22 protein-coding genes are annotated in these 24,887 nt (G+C 37.1%); 12 read left to right on the top strand and 10 right to left on the bottom strand.

Translation table 11 applies throughout. The annotated features are described in order from the left end of the window. Positions 1 to 18: 18 nt before the first annotated feature. Positions 19 to 1,506, top strand: coding sequence for a methionine--tRNA ligase (gene metG, locus ABMA78_RS07660; RefSeq protein WP_392858618.1), 1,488 nt, complete (start codon positions 19 to 21; stop codon positions 1,504 to 1,506). Positions 1,507 to 1,705: 199 nt separating this feature from the next. Here the strand turns inward: metG and ABMA78_RS07655 are convergent, their stop codons facing one another. The 3 genes from ABMA78_RS07655 to ABMA78_RS07645 all read right to left on the bottom strand — a co-directional run bounded on the left by ABMA78_RS07655 (position 1,706) and on the right by ABMA78_RS07645 (position 5,358). Beyond that, positions 1,706 to 2,230, bottom strand: coding sequence for a hypothetical protein (locus ABMA78_RS07655; protein ID WP_392858615.1), 525 nt, complete (start codon positions 2,228 to 2,230; stop codon positions 1,706 to 1,708). Between the two features lie 165 nt (positions 2,231 to 2,395). Beyond that, positions 2,396 to 3,574: a trypsin-like serine peptidase gene (locus ABMA78_RS07650; RefSeq protein ID WP_392858613.1), complete on the bottom strand. Its 1,179-nt coding sequence runs from the start codon at positions 3,572 to 3,574 to the stop codon at positions 2,396 to 2,398. Between the two features lie 209 nt (positions 3,575 to 3,783). Next, positions 3,784 to 5,358 (bottom strand): hypothetical protein, encoded by a 1,575-nt coding sequence (locus tag ABMA78_RS07645; RefSeq protein ID WP_392858610.1) that lies wholly within the window; start codon positions 5,356 to 5,358, stop codon positions 3,784 to 3,786. Positions 5,359 to 5,547: 189 nt separating this feature from the next. On the opposite strand from ABMA78_RS07645, the gene ABMA78_RS07640 reads away from it, so the two are divergent. Next, complete coding sequence (locus tag ABMA78_RS07640; RefSeq protein WP_392858608.1) at positions 5,548 to 6,495, top strand: hypothetical protein; 948 nt, start codon at positions 5,548 to 5,550, stop codon at positions 6,493 to 6,495. Between the two features lies 1 nt (position 6,496). Here the strand turns inward: ABMA78_RS07640 and ABMA78_RS07635 are convergent, their stop codons facing one another. Beyond that, positions 6,497 to 11,104 carry a hypothetical protein gene (locus ABMA78_RS07635; RefSeq protein WP_392858606.1) on the bottom strand — a complete coding sequence of 1,536 codons (4,608 nt, stop codon included), beginning with the start codon at positions 11,102 to 11,104 and terminating at the stop codon, positions 6,497 to 6,499. A gap of 119 nt (positions 11,105 to 11,223) precedes the next feature. Continuing rightward, entirely contained in the window at positions 11,224 to 12,330 is a 1,107-nt protein-coding gene (locus ABMA78_RS07630; protein WP_392858603.1) for a BamA/TamA family outer membrane protein, read from the bottom strand. A gap of 11 nt (positions 12,331 to 12,341) precedes the next feature. Here ABMA78_RS07630 and ABMA78_RS07625 point away from each other — a divergent pair, with 11 nt between their 5' ends. Beyond that, positions 12,342 to 12,887, top strand: coding sequence for a hypothetical protein (locus ABMA78_RS07625; protein WP_392858602.1), 546 nt, complete (start codon positions 12,342 to 12,344; stop codon positions 12,885 to 12,887). Between the two features lie 45 nt (positions 12,888 to 12,932). Here ABMA78_RS07625 and ABMA78_RS07620 read toward each other — a convergent pair whose 3' ends face one another. Next, on the bottom strand, positions 12,933 to 14,594 hold the full coding sequence (locus ABMA78_RS07620) for a long-chain-fatty-acid--CoA ligase (RefSeq protein ID WP_392858600.1): 1,662 nt from the start codon (positions 14,592 to 14,594) through the stop codon (positions 12,933 to 12,935). A 225-nt stretch (positions 14,595 to 14,819) separates the two neighbouring features. Here ABMA78_RS07620 and ABMA78_RS07615 point away from each other — a divergent pair, with 225 nt between their 5' ends. Together ABMA78_RS07615 and ABMA78_RS07610 are read left to right on the top strand one after the other, a co-directional pair. Continuing rightward, positions 14,820 to 15,071, top strand: a complete 252-nt coding sequence (locus tag ABMA78_RS07615; RefSeq protein WP_392858597.1) for a DUF5522 domain-containing protein — start codon at positions 14,820 to 14,822, stop codon at positions 15,069 to 15,071. Between the two features lie 117 nt (positions 15,072 to 15,188). Then, positions 15,189 to 15,521 (top strand): hypothetical protein, encoded by a 333-nt coding sequence (locus ABMA78_RS07610; protein WP_392858596.1) that lies wholly within the window; start codon positions 15,189 to 15,191, stop codon positions 15,519 to 15,521. Here the strand turns inward: ABMA78_RS07610 and ABMA78_RS07605 are convergent. Then, the gene (locus ABMA78_RS07605) at positions 15,518 to 16,417 is read right to left on the bottom strand and encodes a type I phosphomannose isomerase catalytic subunit (RefSeq protein ID WP_392858594.1); all 900 of its coding nucleotides are present in this window, start codon (positions 16,415 to 16,417) and stop codon (positions 15,518 to 15,520) included. The genes ABMA78_RS07610 and ABMA78_RS07605 overlap by 4 nt on opposite strands. A gap of 99 nt (positions 16,418 to 16,516) precedes the next feature. Here ABMA78_RS07605 and ABMA78_RS07600 point away from each other — a divergent pair, with 99 nt between their 5' ends. Further along, on the top strand, positions 16,517 to 17,203 hold the full coding sequence (locus ABMA78_RS07600) for an LON peptidase substrate-binding domain-containing protein (protein WP_392858592.1): 687 nt from the start codon (positions 16,517 to 16,519) through the stop codon (positions 17,201 to 17,203). Here the strand turns inward: ABMA78_RS07600 and ABMA78_RS07595 are convergent. Beyond that, a complete protein-coding gene (locus ABMA78_RS07595) occupies positions 17,200 to 17,841 on the bottom strand; it encodes a diacylglycerol/polyprenol kinase family protein (protein ID WP_392858591.1) in 642 nt (213 codons plus the stop codon). The two genes, ABMA78_RS07600 and ABMA78_RS07595, sit on opposite strands and share 4 nt — an antisense overlap. A 104-nt stretch (positions 17,842 to 17,945) precedes the next feature. On the opposite strand from ABMA78_RS07595, the gene ABMA78_RS07590 reads away from it, so the two are divergent. From ABMA78_RS07590 to ABMA78_RS07565, 6 genes are read left to right on the top strand one after another with little or no spacing between them, the layout of a single operon-like run. Then, complete coding sequence (locus ABMA78_RS07590; RefSeq protein ID WP_392858590.1) at positions 17,946 to 18,911, top strand: P-loop NTPase; 966 nt, start codon at positions 17,946 to 17,948, stop codon at positions 18,909 to 18,911. Between the two features lie 19 nt (positions 18,912 to 18,930). After that, the gene (locus tag ABMA78_RS07585) at positions 18,931 to 19,572 is read left to right on the top strand and encodes a helix-turn-helix domain-containing protein (protein ID WP_392858589.1); all 642 of its coding nucleotides are present in this window, start codon (positions 18,931 to 18,933) and stop codon (positions 19,570 to 19,572) included. Between the two features lie 6 nt (positions 19,573 to 19,578). Next, the gene (locus ABMA78_RS07580; RefSeq protein ID WP_392858587.1) at positions 19,579 to 20,550 is read left to right on the top strand and encodes an RluA family pseudouridine synthase; all 972 of its coding nucleotides are present in this window, start codon (positions 19,579 to 19,581) and stop codon (positions 20,548 to 20,550) included. A gap of 2 nt (positions 20,551 to 20,552) precedes the next feature. After that, positions 20,553 to 21,137: a polyphenol oxidase family protein gene (locus ABMA78_RS07575; RefSeq protein ID WP_392858586.1), complete on the top strand. Its 585-nt coding sequence runs from the start codon at positions 20,553 to 20,555 to the stop codon at positions 21,135 to 21,137. 3 nt (positions 21,138 to 21,140) lie between these two features. Next, positions 21,141 to 22,292, top strand: coding sequence for a thioredoxin domain-containing protein (locus ABMA78_RS07570; RefSeq protein ID WP_392858584.1), 1,152 nt, complete (start codon positions 21,141 to 21,143; stop codon positions 22,290 to 22,292). Continuing rightward, positions 22,292 to 23,101, top strand: a complete 810-nt coding sequence (locus tag ABMA78_RS07565) for a TatD family hydrolase (RefSeq protein WP_392858582.1) — start codon at positions 22,292 to 22,294, stop codon at positions 23,099 to 23,101. Before ABMA78_RS07570 ends, ABMA78_RS07565 begins: the two co-directional genes overlap by 1 nt. Here ABMA78_RS07565 and cysK read toward each other — a convergent pair. Further along, positions 23,093 to 24,016, bottom strand: a complete 924-nt coding sequence (cysK, locus tag ABMA78_RS07560) for a cysteine synthase A (protein ID WP_392858580.1) — start codon at positions 24,014 to 24,016, stop codon at positions 23,093 to 23,095. The two genes, ABMA78_RS07565 and cysK, sit on opposite strands and share 9 nt — an antisense overlap. Next, a complete protein-coding gene (gene epsC / locus ABMA78_RS07555) occupies positions 24,006 to 24,842 on the bottom strand; it encodes a serine O-acetyltransferase EpsC (protein ID WP_392858579.1) in 837 nt (278 codons plus the stop codon). Before epsC ends, cysK begins: the two co-directional genes overlap by 11 nt. Between the last annotated feature and the right edge of the window lie 45 nt (positions 24,843 to 24,887).

Here is a 24,887-nt window from a genome sequence, read left to right as displayed (position 1 = left end):
GTTTAAAGGAAACTTGAAATGACTAAAAATACATTCTATGCAACGACTGCAATTGACTACCCAAATGGAAGACCCCATATCGGTCACGCCTATGAGAAGATCGTAACTGACTCATACGTTCGCTGGAATAAACTTCTTGGAAAAGAAACTCACTTCCTAACAGGAACAGATGAGAACGGACAAAAGCTAATTGAATCAGCAAAAGCAGCTGGACTTGATACACTTGAATTCGTAAATGCTAATGTTGAAGTTTTTAAAGAACTTTGTACAAAAGCAAATATTCAATACAATGACTTCATCAGAACAACAGAAGAGCGTCATGCTGATACATGTGTTGAACTATGGAAGAACCTAGAAGCAAAGGGACTGATCTACCACGGTCACTACTCTGGGAATTACTGTCTTTCATGTGAGTCTTTCTATACTGAAGCACAAGCTCCAGATGGAAATTGTCCAGAACACCACAAGCCACTTGAACTTAAAGAAGAAGAAGGTTTCTTCTTTAAGCTAAGCGAATATCAAAAATGGATTATTGATCACCTAAAAGCTAATCCAGACTTTATCGTGCCACAAGCAAGATACAAAGAGATCCTCTCTCGTCTTGAAAATGACGACCTAAGAGATCTTGCGATCTCTCGTCCAAGCCAAGGTTGGGGTGTACCTGTTCCAGGTAATGAAAACTTTGTTATGTACACTTGGTTTGATGCTCTCATTAACTACTACTCTGCTTTAAACACAGACCAGAGAGAAAAGTTTTGGCCAGCAGATATGCACGTTATTGGTAAGGACATTCTTTGGTTCCACTCAGTAATCTGGCCATGTATGCTAAAGGCCGCTGATCTTCCACTTCCAAAACAAGTTTATGTTCACGGAATGGTACTTGCTGAAGATGGAAAGAAAATGAGTAAGTCACTTGGTAATGTTGTTGATCCATTTGAAATGCTTGAAAAATATCCAACGGATACTTTCCGTTACTATATGCTAAAAAATATTTCTTCTTCAGGTGATGGAAAATTCTCTGAGCAAGAATTAGTTGATAAGCACAATAGTGAGCTTGCAAATGACTATGGTAACCTTCTTATGAGAGTTATCAAATTAGGTCTTAAGAGCTTCCCTGATAAAGTTTATACTGCACAAGGTGTTACTCAAGAGATCGATGCGCTTCCACACTTTGAGCGCGCTAAAGAGTTCATGGAAAGACGTGAGCACAATAAAGCAATTGATGCTATTTGGGATCTAATCGTTAGCCTTAACCAATACGTTAACGACAAAGAACCTTGGAAGCACAAAGCTGATGAAGCAGCATTTGCACCAATCGCTTATAACTGTTTCTACGGAATGGCCGCAGCATCTTATATGCTTCAAGCTTTCCTTCCTGAGTGTACAAAGACTGCTCTTGAATATATTGGTTCAAGTGTAAATGGGTCTGAGCTTATGGAATTTGGTAAGGCGACTTATACGCCTCAACCGCCGGAGGCGCTTTTCCCGAAAGTAGAATTAAAATAACTGCGGCATCTTAGCGAAGCTAAGATTTGACGCTGTTATAGCTCCCTTACACTTTAGCTAGAAAATAATTTCAACAAGCCTGCGTTTATGCAGGCTTTTATGTTAAGGATGAATTGTATGTCAGCGAGAGGCAGGAGCCGGAGCTGACTGTTGTCTCAGGAGCAATGGGAAAGTTGAAGAATAAAACGAAAAGAAAAATCTACAAACACTCATTAACAATATCATCATCAGAATAGAATTTTGCACGCCCTACGATTGTTCTAGTATCAATAATACTTCGAATGTCATTTGTGATTTCCATAAGAGGTGAAATTTTATCATTCTCTATAGTTGCTTTGATATTAGCAAAATTCTTTAAAACAATGGTATTTTCCACAACTTCATATGTACTTGATAAACTAGTTGTAAAAATCATTTGATCGACATTTGCAGGAAATGGATACTCAGAATAGGTCATGTCATACGTCTTTGCATTCCTATTAAGAATTATCTTAATCTGGGCCATGTAGCGCTCGCCTGCGATTTCTCTTGAAAGAATTCCAGTGAATGATAAGGCCCTATGCTGGCGAGTATTATTTGAACAATTACCTATGGCCTGAGAATAGAATGCTTCTTCAACAGAGAGGCTCTCCAAAGGATTAAATTTTCCACCTACGACAATGTCACTCTTTCCACATGACGATAAAATTGAAACAAGTAAGAATAAAGTAAGAAAATTCCTCAACATCAACCCCTAAGTAAATTAAAACTTAATTTATTGTAGGATACATAAAATGTTATTGAAAGGAATTATTATTGAGGGCAATTGATATTAATCATTATCGTTTTGAAACAACCGAAAGCTGCGCCTACGACGGCCAGCTTCGGTTAATATTTAAATCACATGATATTAATAACAAGGAACTTTGACGACGTAATCTCCATATTTATCGACAGAATATTTTTTGAGGTTCTGAGCTCCACTACCAGGAATTTGATATACATTTCCGCCACTGATGATGGACTTCCAATTACCACTTCTAGCATGTAGGTAGAAGATTCCATTAGGGCTAACTGCTAACTCACTTGTTTCTCCTGCTCCTACAGTATAGAAACCTTCCCTCACCCATTCACCTTCTACATTTTTGTAGTTAAGTGCGATTCTAGTAAAATCGTTTCGACACGTATTTTTAACAAGAATACGTACAAGATTATCTTGTTTAACTTTTTTCGTAATCCACTTCTCTTCAAATTCATTAGTCGTCGAAAAGCTTCCATCAAAAATTGTATTAATGATTTTCTGTCTTTCTTTAGATAGAAAACTACCGTAGTTCATTCTAGGACTCTCACTAGTGATAACTCCATGAATATAGAAATTATCGTATTCTGAGTTGTAGACAAAAATTGGAGAACCACTTTGTCCTTTAATAACATCACATTCTACATTTAATGAAAGATGGTTATAATTACTATTAGAGATATCACAGCCTGTTTCATAAAATTGTTTTGCATTCGGCTTATCACTAGGATAACCAATTGTTAGTGTTTCACCACTTGGGAATGATTCTTTTCCCCAGTAGCCATGAGTTCCAACGATTTGCCCTGCGTGCCTTCCATCACTGTCAGCACCAAGCTCAAGTATCGCAATATCTTCAGAAGAAGAAAAATTCTCATTATCATAAAGTTCAGGATGATAGACACGAACAACTGGATAACGTCCGCTATCAAAATTATCGACACCATCGATCCCTGGATAAAAGTATGTATTCTTAAGTAAGTTATTTGTATCTGAGAGGTATGCACAGTGAGCTGCTGTAATAACAAATTTATTTTTTATAAGTGTCGCGCTACATGTTGCAACCTTTTTAATTCCAGAGTTTCCAAGTTTTACATCAGACCTTAACTGGCCAACTTTTCGATAGAAAGTTTTATTTAAGTTATTGATCGTTGATCTTCGATCATCTTTTCCAAGAATTGAATTACTACTACCTGCCTCGACTGCTTTCTCAGTAATTGCACTGTCATTTTGACAAGAAGTAAGCCCCATAAGGACTGCCGTAATACAAATAAGCTCTTTTGCTCTGATCATAGTAAAACCTTTCATTAAGTTGATTAATGATTAGATTTTAGAACTTCTGCGAGTAAATATCTTCTATTGTGAACATATTTCATAGGCCGTTCAAGACAAGTACGGCCAGAAGCCATGTGTTATTAAGCACTTAGGCAATAAAAAAGCCTCCATTCGGAGGCTTAATTATTCGTTGTTTTCCAAATTCTACTAAATTCCGTGTTGTGAAATTAGTCGTTGTCGTATTGATTTGAGCAATTCATATAGATTGGAAGGTGGTCACTCATTACCTCTTTTAGATAGCTGTAATAAGTCTTATCAAATAATTGAGAGTCGATCACACGATCGTAGAACTCTTGCTTGCTTTCTTCGATATCGAATCTCTTCACAAGCTGACCACTCTTTACCGTCATTTTATTTTCAATAGAACGTACATAATTGCTTACAAGTGACTCTACTTTTTCACGGCCACCAGCTTTTAAGCGGTACATATCTTTTTCTCTTGTCGTTGAATAATACATAGCATTTGAACGAACTAGGTATCTTCTATTAATGAGGCGAGAAAAATCTCCTTCAATGAAGTTGAAGATCTTAGCAGCACCATCACCTTGGCAGTTAGTCGTTTCACTAGGATCAAAAAGGAAATGATCGTAGTTACTCTTTGTCCCATGAGTAATTGTTCCGTCAGAAAGGCTCTTTCCAACGGCCATTGAAGTTGCACCTTCAATTCTAATCTCTAGGTTTGAGAAGTCATTAAAGAAAGTTTCCCAATAGTTATTTGAGCTCTCTAAATTAAAGTCACCCAGAATAATATAGTCTTGTTCGTAGTATGACTTTCTTAGGTAGTCGACAAACTCGGCCATTAGTCTAACTTCGGCAAAACGAGCATACTTAAGTTGAGTTACACCTGGCCCAATATCTTTATAGTCTTCGACACCATAAACATTTTTAAGAATTTTTTTCTGAAGAGCTTCGTCTGAAGGAGTGTTATGAATAACGTGCGTTGCAAGTAGAGTAAAATCAAACTCACCTGATTCAAATGTCGAAATAAATGGCCTTCTTGAAAATAGCCCATCTACATCACGCCCAAAAGTCTTCTCATCTAAAACAGGAAGACAACCAAACTTACCATTTCTTCCATAACGATCACGACAGTAGTTAGTCTTCTTTAGGCTAACAACGCTACTTCTATAGTAGAAGCCTGTTAGTTCTTTTACAGTCGCATTCTCACTTCCTTCTTGCTTGCCTGATAGAACAAGAGACCAAGAAGAATCTAGCTTTTGTAATTCTTTAAGAAGAAGAATATATCCTGGAAAATCGTATTGTTCACGAATAAGAGCTAGCTCATTTCGTGTTGTTAATGAGTTTAGGTCACTATTAGTTGTTTCAATTTCAGTTAGACGGTTTGTGTAGTACTCAACGATTGCGTCATTGTGTCTCTTACTCAGTCCGTTGTTTGAGGTAAGCTCAATTGCTGCAACAACATCCCAGTGATTAATCACCTCAGCAACTAATTGATGATCTTTGTATTCTGTTTGAGTCGCACCTGGCTTAAATAAATTAAAGGCACCAATGCGAACATTCTTTGACTCTTTCTTAACTCTCTGGCGATCGTAATTACCAACAAACTTAGAGTAGATTTGATATTCAGTTTGGCACTCTACTTCACCTACTGCACCGGCCAGGAAAATTCTTAGGCGACGACAAGTTTCAATCTCAGATTCTGTCGCTCCATCGATACTTGCTAAGGCCAAGTTTGGCAGTAAAAAAGTAGATAAAACTAATACCTTAAATAAGTTTACCATAATACATTCCCCAAAGTGAGGCGTCATTGTACCCAAGTGAATATCTTAATTCAAGAATTGTTCATCTTTATAACATCCTGATTTCCTTGATATTTCGAGGATTCACAACCATAACACACAGCTCCTTACTAAATATTTGATCAAAATTAGCCGATATTTAACTTAAGAAATTATCAGAAGAGGGTTTGAATGAAATTATCATCAAAAATAGTATTCCTAATGCTTACGAGTCAATTATCATTTGGTTCGGTATTCAGTGTATTCAAGTCGGCAGGTCACGGCCTAGATGAGCTATTAGTCAAAAGTGGGATCGCAGATCAAGAAGTGAGATCTGTTGTTGCCAACAATATTGAATTAGCTATGAAAGATCTTTCTCATACTGGAAAGAAAGAAGACTTTAGCATGAATACTTTAAAGATGATGGTTTCTGGATCTCAAGATAAGGCCCGCTTTCAGAGAGTAGAAGAAGTCTTTTCAAAAGAATCGGCCACTCCTGAAGAAATTAAAAACGCAATCAATAACTTTGTCTATCTGTCACAACGTTATGGTTATAATAAGAGCGGTATCCTTTCATGTGCACCGTGTGTGAATAAGAATCTATCTGATGCTGGTTTTAACTTTGTCCTATCGGAGATGAAAGATGATTACTCACAAAGAATCTTTAAGGTGATGTCTCGTTATAGCTCACCTGTTAAGTTATCACGCCAGATCAACTCTGCAGTTAAGTCTCAGAAATGGTCAAGTCGTACACCAATGCTTAATGCAACGGATGAAGAAGCACTACTTTACTTTTTAACAGCAGAGAAAGTTGGTTCACCTGTACAAAAGGATTTAATCGCGGCCATTAGAGATGTTTCAGTTAGTGGTGGAAAGGTTGATCTATTCAGCAATACAAACGGACACAAGTTCTACTCTTTCCTATCGAGTGGATTTAGTGATGCAGAAATGACGGAACTAACTCGTCTTTTAAAAGCGACATCTGATGAGATGAAAGATACGAAGAAAGGTACGATGGATGCTTTCTTTGATGTTCTTCAAAGAGAAGCGGATGAAGCAAGAACACCAGCAACTCGTCAAAAGAAGCTGGCACTGCTTGAATATTTAAGAGATCCAGATACTAAGTGTTTTTCTAAATAGACTAAAAAATTTCGACGCTACCAAGTGTTCCATTGTCCTTAATTTGTAGAACTTTGAGAGCATTTAGGTAGCGTTGTAAGCTTCCAATATTTTCTTTTTCAATTGTATCTCTCATAACTTTATAAGCTAGTCCCGAAAACTCAGGTGCCTTAAATAGTCCTTCAACATCAGCACTTGCCCATAGGTAGCGAGATAAAGTGTTCTCAATAGTTCCATTTGGAGAATAAAGAATTCTATTTAGCTCTGAAAATGTTTGATCAGGAGTAAGGCCATCAAAGCTTACACCGTACTTATTCATAAACTTAACAGTAGCGCGATCACTTTCTAAATTTCTAATAATACCTGAAATTGCCTTCTCTTTTACTGTCGCAATCATCGTTTCAACTTCTGTAACTTCTTTTTTAGTCATCTTTGGAAGTGCCTCAAGAACAGATACTTCAAGTCCACGGTATAGATCACCTACAGTCTCGGCCATAAGAACTTTCTTCATTCCAAGAGTCTCACGAGCTGAGCGACGAGCAACTTCAGAGATCAGTCTTGCACGTGCAGTAAAGATCTTTCTCATTAATACACCTTCTCCAACAGCTGAGATCACAGGAAGTCTTTTTCCAAAGAACCCACCAGTGTGAGGAGCACCTTGAATTAGCATATAAGGGAAGTCTCTCTTTCTTAGAGGAATCTTCACAAAAATCTCAGTTAATACATCTGCATTCTTAGCAATATAATCAGCTAATTCTGCTTCAGGAAGTCTTTGTAGTTCATCATAGATCTTAAGGAACTGACGACGGTTCTTAGCAAGGTTTGCAGTATTCTCATTCCAAGCACGAACAATCCAGTTTGTCCCAGTCATATATTGACCCTGGTCTGCTTTTCTCACTCTTAGTTTTGAGCGTGCAGCTTTTGAAGAGTTGCTTAGTTTAGAAGCATTAAGCCTCTTCACATAGCTTCCCATATAGTGTCTTAGCTCTAGTGGGCTACCATTAAAAAGTTTTGAAACAGTATTTCCAAGGGCCTCATCTACTTGAGAGTAATTTAAGTTAACAGCAACATCACTTGTATAACGATAGATTCCACCATGTGAGCGAGTGATTGCTTCTTCAACACTTGCAACAATATTCTTAATTGCTTTGTTATAACTCGTCTGAGATAGCTTTCCAGCTGTATAATTAGCTTCAATACGATCCATTTTCTTAAGAGTTTTCTCAACGAACTCTTCATCTAAATCTAGGTTTCTTAAATTCTCAGCGATATCATCCATCGACTTAGAAGAAAGCATTTTCTTAAATACATCACTATATTTTTTAAGTCCTAGAACTAGTTTTGCAAATTCAACTTCTGATTCATTAACGATAACAGAAGCATCTTTTCCAGATTGTTTTAATGCTTCTTTAATTCCTAGTTGTGAACGATTCTTTACAATGGCCTTCAGTGATTCTTTGAAGATTTTTGAACCAACTGAAACACTTCTTGTCAGGATTGAAATCATTGAGATTGTTCCAATAACTTCAAATGCCACGGCCATCCACCCTCTTGCAACATTCTCAGTAGAGTTTGAATCAGTGAAGCCAAGATCGGCCATTTCACCTACATATTCTTCACTTCTATCAGCACGAAACTTTACTTTTGTTTCTAAGCGAATTGCATTTGCTTGCATACCAAATCCGACGGCACCAGCACCAGCGATAGCTAGTCCACATAGTCCACCAGTAACGATTGTACATGAACCAGCAGCTAGAACAGCTCCCATACCAAGTAGGAATCCAAATACACCATTAAACATGGCCCACTTTTCATCGCTATTCCAATCATCCATTCTGTCCATTAACTCTTTTGGAACAGCAGGAATTCCAAGAAGCTGATTAAGCTGGTCTTGAATTTTAACTGTTGCATAAAAGTTCTCTTTAAGACTATCAATATCGTCTTCATCAATTTGGCAAAATTTATTCATCTTCTTATAAGTATCTTGCTGACGCTTAAGAGCTGATCTCTTTAAAATCTCTTTATATACTGGAGTCTTAAGATCCATATTTAGCTTTAAAAAGTTATGCACTAATTCATAGTCATCAAAGATATCAATACTACCTGGACGAGAATCAAAGATTTCCGCTCTTTCTGTATGTGACTTAGCTGCTAAGATCTCTTTATAAAAAGCGATTTTTTCAACATCTTCTTCTTGTAGACGAGCACTAATATCTTCTGTTGTTTGATACAGTAGGCGCCCTTCAATTGTTTCATTTGCAGCATCTTCAATTTGATTACGCTCTAAAGTTACCTTATTCGATAAAGAATCGATTAGTTCAAACGCTTTCTTTCCTGAGTTAAGCTCTGCTGTCATAATTTGAGTCGTATCTTTGTTAAACTCATCAAAGATTGTATTCCATAGTCTCTTATACTCATCTTTCTTTAACTCACTAGTTAGAAAGTTAGGTCTGATACTACGGTTCACTTTAAGGATCTCTGCGGCTTCTTCAAGATTCTCAAGGTAAGCATTCATGTTGTTATTAAAACACTTATAGCTATAATCAACTCTCATTCCACGAGAAGTTTTCTTATATGTCTTAACTCGACCATCTCTAATATTTTGAAGCTCCTCACGAGCGACAAGATAACCTAGTCTCACTTTTGCTAGAGGGTTTAGCGCCTGCATTTGATCTAATAAATAATCGTACTCATTTGTTACTAGCTCAGGAAAAGCTTTTGGTCCTGTTCTTAGGTAATCAAATACCTTTGCAAGAGTTACATAACTCTCCTTAACCTTTGCTTGATCCAGACGAGCAACAGGAATAAATTTTCCATCAATCTTTAAAGAATCGATATAACTTACAACTCTGTTAAGAACATTTGATTTTCTTGATAGTCCCTTACAAAGCTGAGCTGGGTTTCTATAACAAAAACCGAATAGCATATTATTATGACGTGAACCTACTTTAAACTCTTCTTCATCTTGAAGCTCTAGCGCCTTCTGATAAAGAGTATTAAGTCCCCAGTTACGGTAAGCTTCTTGAGAGTATAAAGATGGAAATTCAATAACAACTCTATTCTTCTTAAGTTCATTTTTGATTGAGTCACTAATAATATCTTCTAAGTTCTCAGTTCTGGCCTGGGCCATTTTTGATGCAAGGTATGGAGAAGCATTAATTGCTGAAGGATAAATATTTTCAACATACTTCTGATCACCTTCATAAATATCAACTTCAATTGTTTTTGATTCTGGAACAACAGCAATGATATCATTAATAAGAGCGATATCCTTAGTCGTTACCTCTTTAGACTTTCTTGTTCTTGATCCTCTCTCATAAGAATAGATATTTTTCTTATACGCCTGAGCAACTTCACCCATCTTCATATCAACAAATTTATTATATGCATTAACTTCGTCAAAGCCAGCCTTTAGAAATTTTTGGTAAAAATTAGTTCCTTCCTTACCTTTTGCCGCTCTTAGGAAGTTTTCAACTGAAGTAGAAGCAACCATTGTCTCAGCTAGAGGGTTTAGCTCCTCAGCTTCCCTAACACTCATAAGCTCTAGATTACCTTCATCATATGAAAGCCCTGAGTTCTTAATAAGGTTATCTAAGTATGTTTTTGCAACAGACTCATCAACCTTAAGTTCTAAAAGGTGTGGCCATGAACCATTAACTTCACTACGACAACTTTTTGGAATAACGATCTTATCTTCTTTAGACTCGATCATTAGGTCATAATTTTTAATTTGAGTTGCCATCATTTGAATCGTAAGGATTCTAAGAGCACGTAAGTAGTTCTTTGCACTTGGTGATTCATTAATTGTAACAACATCTCTTTTAGAGTTTAGGAATGTATTAAGCTTTAACTCAACATCACTTCCATCAATATCTACAGTAAAGAAAATCTTATCCTTCATTTCACCGTGAATCAGAAAGTTGTATAGCTCTGTATCCTCTTCAATGAAGTCTGTCGTAAGCTTAGGTAGAATCTCATTCATATTAATGGCCGACATATTTCTAAATGGAGATAGAATTACCTTAATGTCATATAGGCCCTTAACGATAGAATCATTGTAAGTAAGAAGTAGCTCTTCTTTATCTGCATAAGCTTCATTTGTATTATTGATAATATCTTCAATCTTAGTCTTTAGTGACTTCGCTCTTGAAAAGAACTTTAGAGCTTGGGCCGAATAAGTATCGATTTTTCTATTTTGTTTACGATTTAGTTTTTCATCAACTTCAACTTCAGCAATAACTGCAGCAATACTTGAGAATAGATTATCTCCTCTTGTAACTTTCTTTGCTTCTACTTGTTTTTGCTCTTCTTGGTAATCTTTTACACCACATGAGTTCTTCTTAATTGAATCAAGAAATGTAATGAATTCAGTTTGAAACTCAGCTTCACCTTGTGACTCTTGAGCGCTTTGAGCTTGAAAGCCTTGTGCAATTTGCGCCATTTCTTCTTCAGATAGATCGCTTGAAACGCTACCACGAAGATTCTTCTTAATCTCTTTTAGCTCTGCCAGAGTTTCGGCCAGGTCATAAACACTTGCCACAGATCTTGTATTTTCGATCGTCTGAGCAAACGCCATTTGGAATGAACATAGAGAAATAATAATGAATGAGATTAGCTTTTTAAGTTTCATGCCCTATATACTGCAATCACAGTGCCAACTAACAGGTACAAAACAACAATAATTTCATGCACTTACAGTATTACATGGTGTCTAAAAAGTGAACATAGTGTCTACTTCATGTGATTTGATCAAATGGCTTCATTCAAGGCAAAGTACATCGTAAATTCTTTTTCTCGACCGTAGGCGATGTCTACACGGGAATTAAGGTTTTGCTTAGGAAGAACCTTGTAGCGAATTCCTGTTCCAATATGAGCTAATGGGTCTGCTTCAAAAAGATCTGATGGAATTTCATTTCCAACTCGTGATTCTCCCCCAAAGACAAATCCTACCCCCGCAAAACCAGCAACGCCAAATTTTCCATTCATAATGGATTCAAAATAATGCTTATACTCACCTTCAAAACGGATCATATTCGCACCCTCATAAACTTTGCCAGTGTATCCGCGAGGGCCACGTGAGCCGTAGTTATAATTATAGTTTGGGTTCGTATCACCAAGATTGAAACTTGAATCAAAGAGCCAAGAAAAGAGATGATTAGAATTTCCAGCAAGCGAAATATACTGCGATAGCGTCGCCTCAAGAGTTGTAATATTGTCATCTCCACCAAGATTCTCACGATAGAAATTTGTACGCGTATTTAAATAGAATCCACTTGTTGGTGAAAAGGTATTGTCGCGACTATCGTAAAAAAGATTAAATTTTAATCCAGTATTGCTCGCATAATTTGCAGGGTTTATATCGGCCTTAAAAATAACCTCATTCCAAATAATCCCTCCACCAATAAATAAATCCTTCCACACTCTTCGATTAACGTTAACGACAACAGCTCGAATTTTATTTGAAGTATCAAGAAAGCGTTCAAGGTCAGCTTGAAACATCTGACTTAGAATATTTCCTTCAAGATACCCACCTGTTAGTCGCCACTTATCTTCACCTAAGTGAAGCTTAGCACCAATAGCACCCATGGCCGTTCCATTTGTTGTAATCTTTCCAAATGCACCAATTATTGAAGGTGGTACTGGCCTTAAGCTGTCCTTGTACTTTCCGTCATTTGCATCAAAGAGATACATTCCAATTAAATCAAGCCCAAGCTTAGTACTTGGCATATATGATGGGCCCGGCACAATGACAAATTGCTTATCATCAAGTCCAGACGTTGCTTTCACGTCTCGTTGCACTTTTTGCGCAAAAGTCATAGAATGAAGTAGAATTAACGCTAGTAATAAAAATCTCATTGGGGATGCCTATGTTTAAGATAGTTTTTATTTTATTTTTATCATTCTCTTTTTCTTTTGCAAATAATATTAATTTCTACCAATCGGTCTTTCCTAGGGCCACAAAGCTTAAGAAAGTGAGTGTTGTCGATACGATTAGTGACAATCCAATCAATACAACGATTCAAATTGCTTATGACAAAGATGGAAAGAAGCTTGGCTTTATCCGTGACGTGGATACAACAACAGGCTGTGATAGTGCATGCCTTCCAGTTGTCTTCACTCTTTTCTACAATACGAATTATGAATTTCTAAAGCTTAAGTCAAAAGTTGGGCTTACAAAGAAATTTCACAAACCAATGACTGACGATGATATCAATCGTCTTCATCTTCTTATTGGATTAAATCCAGCGGCTTTTAAGAAAGTTAAGCATCCGAAAGATATGACAGATGCTCTAACTGGTGCGACTAAGAAAGAGTATGTGGATGCAGTTGTGAAAGACGCTGCTTATTCGACGTTGAGAATTAATCTTTATAATCAAGATACAATTAAACAATTAAAAAATTTAAAGTTATAGAATAAAAAAAGGGAGCTTACTAGCTCCCTTTTTATTTTCATGAGGTTACTGGCCTCTTAGATCTTTTCTTAGAATCTTCCCAACATTTGACTTAGGAAGTTCTGTTCTAAATTCAATAATCTTCGGTCTCTTATAACCTGTTAGGTTCTCTTTGCAGAAGGCCATCAATTCTTCTTCTGTTAGGGACTGATCATTTTTAACAACAAATAGTTTTACAATCTCACCCGACTTCTCATGTGGTACACCAACAGCAGCACATTCAAAAACTTTAGGGTGAGTTACAATAATCTCTTCGATTTCGTTTGGATAAACATTGAATCCTGAAACAAGGATCATATCTTTTTTACGGTCAACGATTTTAAAGAAGCCATCTTCATCCATAACACCGATATCACCAGACTTGAAGAATCCATCTTCAGTCATAACTTTTGCAGTTTCTTCAGGACGTCCCCAGTAACCTTTCATTACCTGTGGACCTTTAATACAGATCTCACCAACTTCACCTGCATTTAATGTATTTCCATCGTCGTCTTTAATACAAACATCTGTTGAAGAAACAGGAAGACCGATCATTCCATTGTAATCTTTAAGATCTAGTGGATTGATACAAGCGGCAGGAGATGTTTCAGTTAAACCATATGCTTCAATTAATGGTGTTTTTGTAACTTCTTTCCATCTTTCAGCAACGGCACGTTGAACGGCCATCCCACCACCAAGAGTTAGTTTTAGTGATGAGAAATCAACAGTTTTAAAATCTTCGTTATTTAAAAGTCCATTAAAGAGAGTGTTAACACCTGTAAGGGCAGTAAAGTCCCACTTCTTAAGTTCTTTAATGAATCCAGGAATATCTCTTGGGTTAGTAATTAGAACATTTAGCGCTCCAATTTTAGAGAACGTAAAGCAGTTCGCTGTTAGTGAGAAGATATGATACAGCGGAAGAGGAGTGATAATAATCTCTTCACCTTCTTTAACAACTGGAGAAACCCACTCACCTGCTTGTAGTAAGTTGGCCACGATATTTCTGTGAATAAGCTCTGCACCTTTAGAAACACCAGTCGTTCCACCTGTGTACTGAAGGAATGCTAGATCAGAACTATTAATTTCAGGTTTCTTAAATTTAGACTCATCGCCTTTATCAAGGGCCTCAAGGAAAGACTTTGCTCCAGGAAGATCCCAATTTGGTACCATCTTCTTAACGTGCTTAATAACAAAGTTTACAAGTAGTGACTTTGGAAACTTAAGCATATCACCAATCTGAGTTACTAGAACGTGCTCAATTGGTGTGTTCTTTACAACTTCAGCAAGAACAGAAGCCGAGTTTTCAAAAATAATAATTACTTTAGACTGTGAATCAGTTAACTGATGCTCAAGTTCTCTTGCTGTATAAAGTGGGTTTACGTTTACACAAACCATACCAGCACGAAGAATTCCAAAAAGAGCAACTGGATACTGAAGAATATTAGGCATCATGATTGCGACACGGTCACCTTTTTTAAGCCCTAGATCATTTTGTAAATAAGAAGCAAACTTCTTAGAAAGATGATCGATTTCTTTATAAGTTAGAGTCTTTCCCATACAGTGGAAAGATGGCTTATCAGCAAATTTTGCAAAGCTTTCATCTAATAATGCTGGAATTGAAGGATATAATTCAGGATTAATTTCTTCAGCAACACCATTTTGGTAGTGCTTAAGCCAAGGTTTAGTCACAGGACAGCTCCATTTGTTACCATTAATAAATTTAGTCTAGATTTTATTGTATTTTAATTTTTAGCTACTTACAATACGCAATCTGTATGCGTGTTGCATTATAGTGAATGTATTTGAAAATTTCCTTGATGTAATAAATTTTATTAGATATAAGAGTGACCGTTTTGCAAAACACCACACACACTTTAGGCCCCCTGAATTAGGGGCCTTACTTATTTAGAGCCTATGACTAACTCTCACGACGATTCAAAAAAAGATTTCTATATAAATGAAGATGGTAATACTGTCTTCACAAAAGAGTTTCATCTACGTCGTGGTTACTGCTGTGAGAGCGGCTGCCTTCATTGCCCATTTGGGTTCAATGAGAAAGCTGATGATGATTCAAGTAGTATTCCTCTCGAACTTAGAAAGCAGGATTTAAAAGAAGAAGTCTCAGATGAGGATCTAGCAGAGTACTACCTCAAGGATTTCGAATAAAAATTAGACAATTGCAAAATTATTTTACCTTCTAACCCTACCTAAACCCCTGATATCACATTTAAATAATTGGCATTATTCCTGCACCTAAGACAGTGTCTAAATCTTGGAGGGAATATGAAACTACTTAGCTTAATCGCACTTTCGCTAGCATTCACACTATCAGCTCAGGCTTCTGTTAACTTTAAATGCTCTACAATGCGCAAGAATATTGAATTCAATTTAAAGGGAAATCAGATTCAAGTAGAAGGTCGTACTCCTGCCCAGGCCCTAATTGGACGCACACACAAAGTTGGAAACTCAGTAACAAAGCACTACCAACTTGCTGGCCAAAAATATCAAATTCACTTTGATGATGTGACGAATTCAAATGAGATGAATACTTATATCTCTATTCGTACTAAGAATGGGCACGAAGTAACATACCCACTAAGTTGTAATATTATCTAAACTTGTTTAACGACTAAAACCTTAGAGTCCGTTGTTGCCTTCAAGATAGCGGACTCAATATCCTTTACCACTGCCGACTCATACTCTTTAATTTCAGTATCATCAATTTCACAAGTACCTTCTAAAACAACAATCGAACTAATTCCGTTTAGAGAAAGGACACTTTCGTCTCCTGCTCCAAGTACTTTTACTCTTGCATTGAAGTAGTTATTACTTGTTAGCAAACCGCTTTTTTCAAGGTTCTTATATTGAAAATGCTCTAACTCATTAGCACTTGGTTTGAAGTTAATTACATCCATGGCCTTCTTTACATGGAGCTCACGAGGCTTTCCGTCAAGGCCCATGCGATTCCAATCCCAAACACGATAAGTCACACCTGAGTTTTGCTGAACTTCTACAAGTGTAACTCCCTCACCAATAGCATGAATTGAACCGGCCGGAATATTAAAGAAGTCTCCCTTTTGAACATTAATGAAATTCAAAAGCTCATTAACATTCTCACCTCTTTCAATGGCCTCTTGTAATCGATCTTTAGTGACCCCTTCTTTTAGGCCAAGATAAATTCCAGCATCATCATCAGCATCTAGAATATACCAACACTCATCTTTTCCAAGAGCATCTTCGTGGATATGAGCGTATTCATTATCAGGGTGAACTTGTATCGATAAGTTCTTACTCGTGTCGATAAATTTAATTAAATAAGTAAGGACCTTGCCTTCGAGAACTTCTTCGAGGCTTTGGCCATTTTCACAAAGAGAAAGTCCATTTTCTAAAGTTGAAACTTCCCATGTTTCACCTAATGGGCCATCAATCGAACCCTCAGGGTCTTTATATTTCTTTAACTTTTCGCCACCCCATACTGTGGTAACTAAATGTGGAATTTGCTTTAAAATCATAGTGCTATGCTATCGTACTTTCCAGCATGAGCAAAGAAGATTTACCTATTTTAATAAGGTTTAATATGCTTCAAATGCCTATAAAAGCTATGATAAAGCATGACTTTAAACTTCCCTGAACGTATCGAAATTCCAGTAATCACTCTTCCCAATATAGTTTTTTTCCCGGGAACATCCCTCCCTCTTTATGTTGTCGATGATATTTTTCAAGACATTTTTGAAGAGGCCACTTGTGCAGGAAATCCCGTTGGGATATCTCTGGCCATGGAAAAAGATTTTGAAACCTACTTCGCATACCCATGTGAAGTCTTTGGTATTGGACAACCTCTTATGATTGAAAGAGTGGATGGAAATACACTCAAGGTGTTGGTACGTTGTATAGGAAAGTGCAAAGTTAATTACCCAACGCAATCTAACCCCTACCCGATGTATAATGTAACGATTTTAAAAGATGATGAATGTGTCATGAGTAATATTGATGAATTCTATCGCCTTGAAAGTATTCTCTACAATTGGCTAGATATTAATATTCCAAATGATCAAGATCGCGACTACTTTATTGAAACCCTTAATAAGCCCGATCAAATTATCAATTATGTTGCCACTTTTATTATCAAGAGCCGTCAAATAAGACAGCTTCTCTTAGAACAAGATAATATCAATGATAAAATTAAAATTTTAAATTCTCTGATAACAGATGAACATATCTTTCATGAAGACCCTATCGTGGCACAGGCCTTTGAAGAATTTGTTAGTGAAAAACTTCAGCTAAAGCAGGCCAATTAAACAAGGGCCACAAGAATATTAATTAAGGCCATTGCACATGCACTAAAGAATGAAAGCGTGAAGTTATCATCTACTCGAGTAGACAATAATTCAATAAAGGCCGTTGCAATAGCTGTAAAGAAAGCAAAGATAATAATTTTCAAGCTTAGTGGAAAATACATAAGCCCATATATTGCCACAATTAAAAATGTCGTTAAAAAACATGCATACGATCCCTCAAAAGTTCGATCTTGCATTACTTTTCTTCTTCCATAACGAATCCCCACAAATGAAGATGCAGGGTCTGCTAGTGAAAGAATGATTGTTGCTAAGAGTGCAATTTGTTCATCAAAGAAAAAGAAAGAAAGTCCAATACCTAGAAGAAAGAAAGGCGTACCTGTAAAGCTATTAATCTCAGTATCTCTTAGAACCCCACGACAAGAGTTAATGAATACCTGATTAATTCCATCAAACTTCAAGCGAAGAATTTCAACTAGTGTAAATAAAGCACTTGCTCCAAGAACAACTATTGAAAACTTATGAGAATCAAGATTAGACAGAAGATAAATTGAGGCAATTCCCAATCCTGCAAAAACATGAACTAACTTTCTTAATAAGTGTGGTTCAAACTTACTTGGGAATCTATAAATACTTTCCATTACAACAATATATAATTTTAGAAAAATAAAATAAAGACCTTTTCGAGGCTTTTTAATTTTGGCTATAATGATGGAAAGTTAAGCAAGTAATACAAGGACGTATTTTGAATAATAGTACAAATTCACATTTAGCAGATGCTGGCCAATATCTAGGTGCATCAAACAATGGCAAGAAAATTTGGGCCATTGGTGGCGGAAAAGGTGGCGTAGGAAAAAGTCTTGTTACGTCAAACTTATCGATTTGCCTTGCCCTAATGGGAATGAAGGTAATTGCCATTGATATGGACCTTGGAGGTGCAAACCTTCACACATGCCTTGGGGTAAGTGTTCCATCGAAAACTTTAAGTGACTACTTCACTAAACCAAATACAAAACTTTCAGATCTAATCACTCCTACTCCTCTTAAGAATTTAAGCTTAATTAGTGGGGCACAGGATAATTTAGGAATGGCCAATCTTAAGGCCGCTCATAAATCAAAAGTTTTAAATGATCTTCGTGAATTAGATGCCGATTATATTCTTCTCGACCTCGGAGCGGGAACAACTAATAATACTTTAGATTTCTTCTTAGGAGCTGATCAAGGTATCTTAGTAACTCTTCCTGAGCCAACCTCAATTGAGAATACTTATCGCTTTATCAAGTCAATCTACCACCGCAAACTTCAGTCGGTTGATGACTTCTTAGAGCTAGGGCCACTTATTGAGAAAGTTCTAAATGGAAAAGTTGGTGAAAACCGCACTCCATCTGAAATTATTGAAAAGGCCATGCAAATCAATGAAGCACAAGGCCTAAAATTAAAGAGAGAAATCGAGGCCATTACTCCAAAACTAGTTATCAATCAGGCAAGAACGCAGGCCGATATTGATATTGGTTTTGCTATGAGAATCATTTCTAAGAAGTACTTCGGTATCAACTTAGATTACGTTGGATTTCTTGAATACGATGCAACGGTTTGGCAAAGTGTAAAGAAAAAGAGACCTCTCATTCTAGAGTTCCCAAATTCAGCACTTGTAAAGAATTTTGAGCACGTTATCAATCGTATTTTAAATCTAACGAAGAAAATTGTTTAATTAATTTAATGAGGAATAAATGAGTAAAGAGAAGAACTATTATGAGGTTTTAGAAGTTGCACCTAATGCTTCGGCCGATGAGATTCAAAAAGCGTATACAGCAGCAAGAACTGCATATAGTGGTGACAGTCTTGCCATTTATTCTCTCCTATCAGAAGAAGAGGCACATAAAGTACTTGAGCTTATCGAGGAAGCTTATAATATTCTAAGCAACCCAACGAAGAGAAAAAAGTACAATCAAGCACGTGGAATTGTTATTGAAGATGATACAAATTACGTTGCAACAACAAAGCCTGAAGATGAAAATACGATTAAAGTGACAAATCAGATGAATCGTCTCGTGGCCAAGAAACGCTACGGCCTAGAGTATGAACAGAACGCGGAGTTTGAAAAAGAAATTGAACAATGTAGTGAGTACACTGGTGAATTCCTTAAGAAAGTTCGCGAATACAAAAAAGTTGATGTTAGTCGCATGTCTGATATGACAAAGATTTCAAAAACATTTTTACAATATATTGAAAATGAAGAAGTTGATAAGATGCCTGCAATCGTTTACGTTAGAGGATTCGTCTACCAATATGCAAAAGTCTTAAAGCTAAACCCTGATCTAGTAGCTAACTCATACCTTCAAAGAGTTAAAGCTTTAAAGGAAGGCAATTAAATTGTCATGAGTGATCAAAATTCTAAGTTTGTTATTAAGATCACCCAAGAAGACCATGATGAGTTTACTCGACTCGATCAAGTCCTTGCTAGTAAGCTTGAGCAATCACGAAGTTTCTTAAAGGAGCTTTTTAAAAAAGGCTCCATTACTTCTAATGTAAAAATTGAACTAAAGAAAATGCCTGCCGTAGGTACAGAAGTTCTTGTTGATATACCTCCCCCAAGAGAGTCCACTGCAAAAGCAGAGAATATTCCACTTAAGATTTTATTTGAAGACGAGCATCTAGCTATTGTCGTAAAGCCTGTTGGAATGGTGACTCACCCTGCGCCAGGAAATTACACAGGAACTCTTGTCAACGCAATCCTTCATCACTGTAAAGACATTCAAGGTGTTGGCGATGAGAAGCGTCCAGGGATTGTTCACCGTCTTGATAAGGGAACGAGTGGTGTTATGGTTGTGGCAAAAAATCAAAAGTGTCACGAAGAGCTTGTAAAACTCTTTCAGGCCCATGATATTGATCGCTACTATGAATGTATCAGTGTAAGCACAAAGCTTGCTCCAGAAGGAAGATTAGAGTCTACTATCGGACGTCATCCAAATAATCGTTTAAAAATGGCGGTGAATGTACGCACAGGCAAGAACTCTATCACTAATTATAAAGTACTAAAGTATTACCAAAATCTAAGCCATGTTGAACTTAAGCTTGAAACAGGACGTACTCATCAAATTCGTGTTCACCTGAGTCAGCTTCTCAATGCTCCTATTCTTATGGACCCACTTTATGGTGTGCCCAAGAATGATCTCTTACGAGTTGATAACCGACTTAGGGCCATTATCAAAGATTATGAGCATCCTTTTTTACATGCAAAAATTCTTGGCTTCACTCACCCTATTACGAAAGAAAAATTATATTTCGAAGAACCACCTCCACCAATCTTTCAAGAAGTCCTCGACTTTCTTGAGTCGGAATCGGAGTAGATTTGGCAAAGCTACTTTATCAAAAGAAAATTTCAGATTATCTCTTTGAAGTTTATGATGATCGACCTGATTTTGAATTTGATGAAGTGAAGCAAATCCATTCCTCTATTGTGGTCAATGCTCCTGCTTCCAATGATAATGAAGCTGATGCAATAACGTCTGAGCTCCAGCTCGATCGCCCACTAGCGATAAAGACCGCTGATTGCTTACCCATAGTAATTATTGGTAAATCAGGAGTCGCAAATATCCATGCTGGTTGGCGTGGCCTAGCTGATCAAATTATCCTAAACGACGAAATTAAAAAGATTGAACCTGAAATTATCCTGATTGGTCCACACATAAGTGCTGTAAATTATGAGGTTAGCGAAGAATTTAAACAAAATTTTCCTAACTCCCAAGCTTTTGCCGTGATAGAAGGCAAGTTAACGTTCAGCTTAGAGATGGAAATTAGGGTACAAATTTCAAATAATTTCCCAAAAGCACATGTCATATCTACCAATATATGCACATTTGCAAATCTCAACTATAATAGCTTTAGAAGAAATCAAACAACTAAGAGAAATTATAATATTTTAAAAAGGAATTAAAATATGACTGATAGTTTTTTAAATCGCCTAAGTTTTAACAAGAGAGTTTTATTCTTCGTTGCAGGTCTTGCAATGTTTATCCTCTCTATTTATCTAACAAACCACTACTACCAAGTTAAATTCCCTGTTGGTTTTGGTTCGGCCTCTGCATGTAATATTAATTCATTCTTAACATGTGATGCTGCGACTCTTTCACCTCTATCAAATATTGCTGGTGTTCCTATTTCAATTTTTGGAATTGTTATGGGTGCCATGATAATGCTTTTTTATATGGTTGATAGTAAAAGAGCTGAAGGAAGTTTATTTCTTCTACTTCTCCTAAACGGTATTGGATGTCTTATCCTATTTATCTATTCTTTAGTAATGCTGGGAACTCTATGTCCATTCTGTACACTTTACTATGTCGCTTCTTGGCTTGGTCTGGCCATGATGTTTCAGTACAAAGCAGATCGTGATTTTGATGCGAAATTCTTTGTAACTGCTGCTATCTCTATGGTTATTAGTGGTTCTGTAGCCTATGGTTTTACAAATTCAAAAGTTGAAAACTCGACTGCAAGAAATGCACAAGTCGTTGCTATGTTTAAGAATCTAAATAACTTAGGAACTCCAGAAAAAGCTTCACCTTACCGTCTCGCTTCTTCTTCGGAGGATTTTAAAGATGCACCAATTCAAATGTCAGTCTTCTCAGACTTTCAGTGTCCAGCGTGTAATGCACTTAACCTAGTTCTTCCAACTATTGAAAAGAAGTACGAAGGTAAAATCAATATTCAATACTTCTTCTATCCACTTGATCACAACTGTAATGCTGGAATGAGCGGACCTCTTCACCAGCTAGCTTGTGAAGCTGCTTACCTTGCAAGCTGTGTTGGACCTCAGAAATTTAAATCAGTGCATGATGCAATTTTTGAGAACCAATCAAGCCTAACTGCTGAGTGGATTAGCAACAAAGGAAAAGAGTTTGGAGTAACTGAGTGTATGGCAAAGCCAGAAACAAAGCAGGCCGTTGTGGATATGATCGCTCAGGCCAATTCTTTTAATGTACAATCAACACCAACTCAGCTAATTAATGGTGTAAAAATTGAAGGTGTAAGGCCATTAAGTGACTATACTGCAATTATGGATCACCTTCTAAAAGAACATAAAGCTAAGAACTAATGAGTAAAAAAAAAGAAAGAATTATTCCTAAATATGCAGTGGGTCCGATCGAGACCCACTGTCATCTCGACTACCTCAAAGGCCAAGAATTAATTGATACTCTAGAAAAATGCCAAGAATATGGTGTTAATAAAGTTGTGACAATTGCGGTCTCTCCTGACAATCTTAAAAAAGTCAGAGAGCTCACGGCCAATGAAATCGTCTATGGTACTCAAGGGATACACCCTCATGAGGCCAAGCATATTACACAAGAAACTTATCAAGAAATTGAAGAAAGTTTAACTAACCCTAAGATTGTTGCTGTTGGAGAGATTGGACTTGATTACTACTATGAGTTTTCAGATCCTACGATTCAAAAAGAGGCCTTTGAAAAACAATTACAAATTGCATGTGATAATGATCTACCAGTTGTTATTCATACTCGTGAAGCGGATGAAGACACAAAGGCCATCTTGAAGAACTTCTCAACAACGCTTAAAAGAAAGGGCGTCATCCACTCTTTCACTTCGGGAATCGAGCTTGCAGAGTTTTGTTTAAGCGAAGGGTTTCACATCGGATTTAACGGAATTGTGACTTTTAAGAATGCTGGAAATGTTCGCGATGTCCTAGATATCGTTCCTATTGAGCAGATGCTTCTTGAAACAGACTCTCCGTATCTGACTCCAGTACCTTTTAGAGGACGTGAGAACGCCCCATTCTATCTTCCTTGTGTTGCAGACTTCATTGCAACTCATAAAGAAATAGATGCTCAAAAATTAATCGACGTTGCCAATAGCAACGCCGAAAATCTATTCTTTAAATTAAAATAATCCTTCAGTTGATAGATAGCGCTCACCTGTGTCGTAGCAAAAAGTTAGCACAGTTGAGCCCTCTGGCATCTCACTGATTTTCTTATCAACCGCCGCTAAAGACGCTCCACTTGAAATCCCCAAAAGAATTCCTTCTAAACGTGCTGCACTTCTAGCAAATTCAAAAGCTTCATCTTTTGTTATTGTGACCACTTCATCCAATAGCTCACGATTAAGAACACTAGGAACAAAACCTGCACCTATTCCTTGAATTGGGTGAGGTCCTGGATCACCACCCGATAGAACTGGTGAATCACTTGGTTCCACCGCAATAACTTTTAAAGCACTAAACTTCTCTTTTAAAACCTCTGAAACACCAGTGATATGTCCACCTGTTCCAACTCCAGTTATAAGATAATCAATCTTTCCATCGATATCCTCTAAGATTTCCTTTGCTGTTGTATCTCGGTGTACATCAACATTTGAAGGGTTATCAAATTGCATTGGCATCCACGAGTTAGACTCTTGCTCACAAATCTCCTGGGCCTTCTCTATTGCTCCCTTCATTCCCTTCTCTTTGGGAGTAAGAACAAGCTCAGCTCCAAATAGGGCCATCAAACGCCTTCTCTCTAAGCTCATACTCTCTGGCATTGTGATGATAAGTCGATAACCAAGAACTGCACAGGCCATGGCCAGCCCTACTCCAGTATTCCCAGATGTTGGTTCAACGATAACTGTTCCTTCTTTGACTAAGCCTTTCTTTTGGGCATCTTCAATCATTCGTTTTGCAATACGATCCTTAATTGAGCCGCCAGGGTTAGCACGTTCAAGCTTTGCATAGATTGTAATATTTTTCTTATTGGCCTCGGGAAAGAGACGATTGATTTTTACGAGAGGTGTATTTCCAACGGTATCCAAAATATTATTAAATTTCATAGGTAAGCTCCTCGGTACTAAATTGTCGATCCTTCACATCTAAGTGAACTTCGCTTTTATGATAAACAATTGATTTTTTCTTCACACTTTGTGTTAGCCAAACATTCCCACCAATCGTTGAGCCTTCACCTATTACCGTCTTTCCTCCAAGAATTGTTGCATGTGCATAGATCACGCAATCATCTTCAATTGTAGGATGGCGTTTCGTATTCTCTAATTCCTTACTGACGGATAAAGCTCCGAGGGTTACCCCTTGATAAATCTTTACACGATTTCCGATGATTGCGGTTTCCCCAATAACAACGCCTGTTCCGTGATCAATAAAGAATGACTCCCCAATTTTAGCTCCAGGATGAATATCGATTCCTGTTTTATTATGGGCGTATTCTGCAATCATGCGAGGAAAGATTGTTAAAGATTTTCCATAAAAGAAGTGGGCCAATCGATAAGAGGTAATGGCAAAGAGTCCGGGATAGCATAGAACAACTTCACAGATATTTTTTGCTGCTGGATCTCCTTCTAAGAGCGCTGTCGCATCAACTTCAATCTTCTTTGCAAGTGTTAATAATTCTAGACTGTAGCTTTCAATAAGTTTTGCCCTAGCATCTGTTTCGAGCTTTAAGTGATTTAAAATTTGATCTGCACTAATAAGATGACGATTGAAATACAACTCAAAGTCTTCATAATTAAGAAATTGCATTCTGACAGAACCTGGTAAAATTATATTGAGGGCCTCTTCAACAAAATCCTCAATCATCTCAGGCTTTATTTCTGTGTCATGACAAACTTTCTTCTTATGCTCGTAAAGCTTCTTTATCGTTTCCATCGCGCAATTATAACACGCAGTTAAGGAGACTTAATTCACATATTT

It is taken from the genome of Halobacteriovorax sp. RZ-2 (genome assembly GCF_043196685.1).
In the GTDB taxonomy this organism is placed as follows: Bacteria; Bdellovibrionota; Bacteriovoracia; order Bacteriovoracales; family Bacteriovoracaceae; genus Halobacteriovorax_A.
The sequence above is the reverse complement of the archived record's forward strand: the minus strand, read 5'-3'. Positions and strand labels throughout refer to the sequence as shown.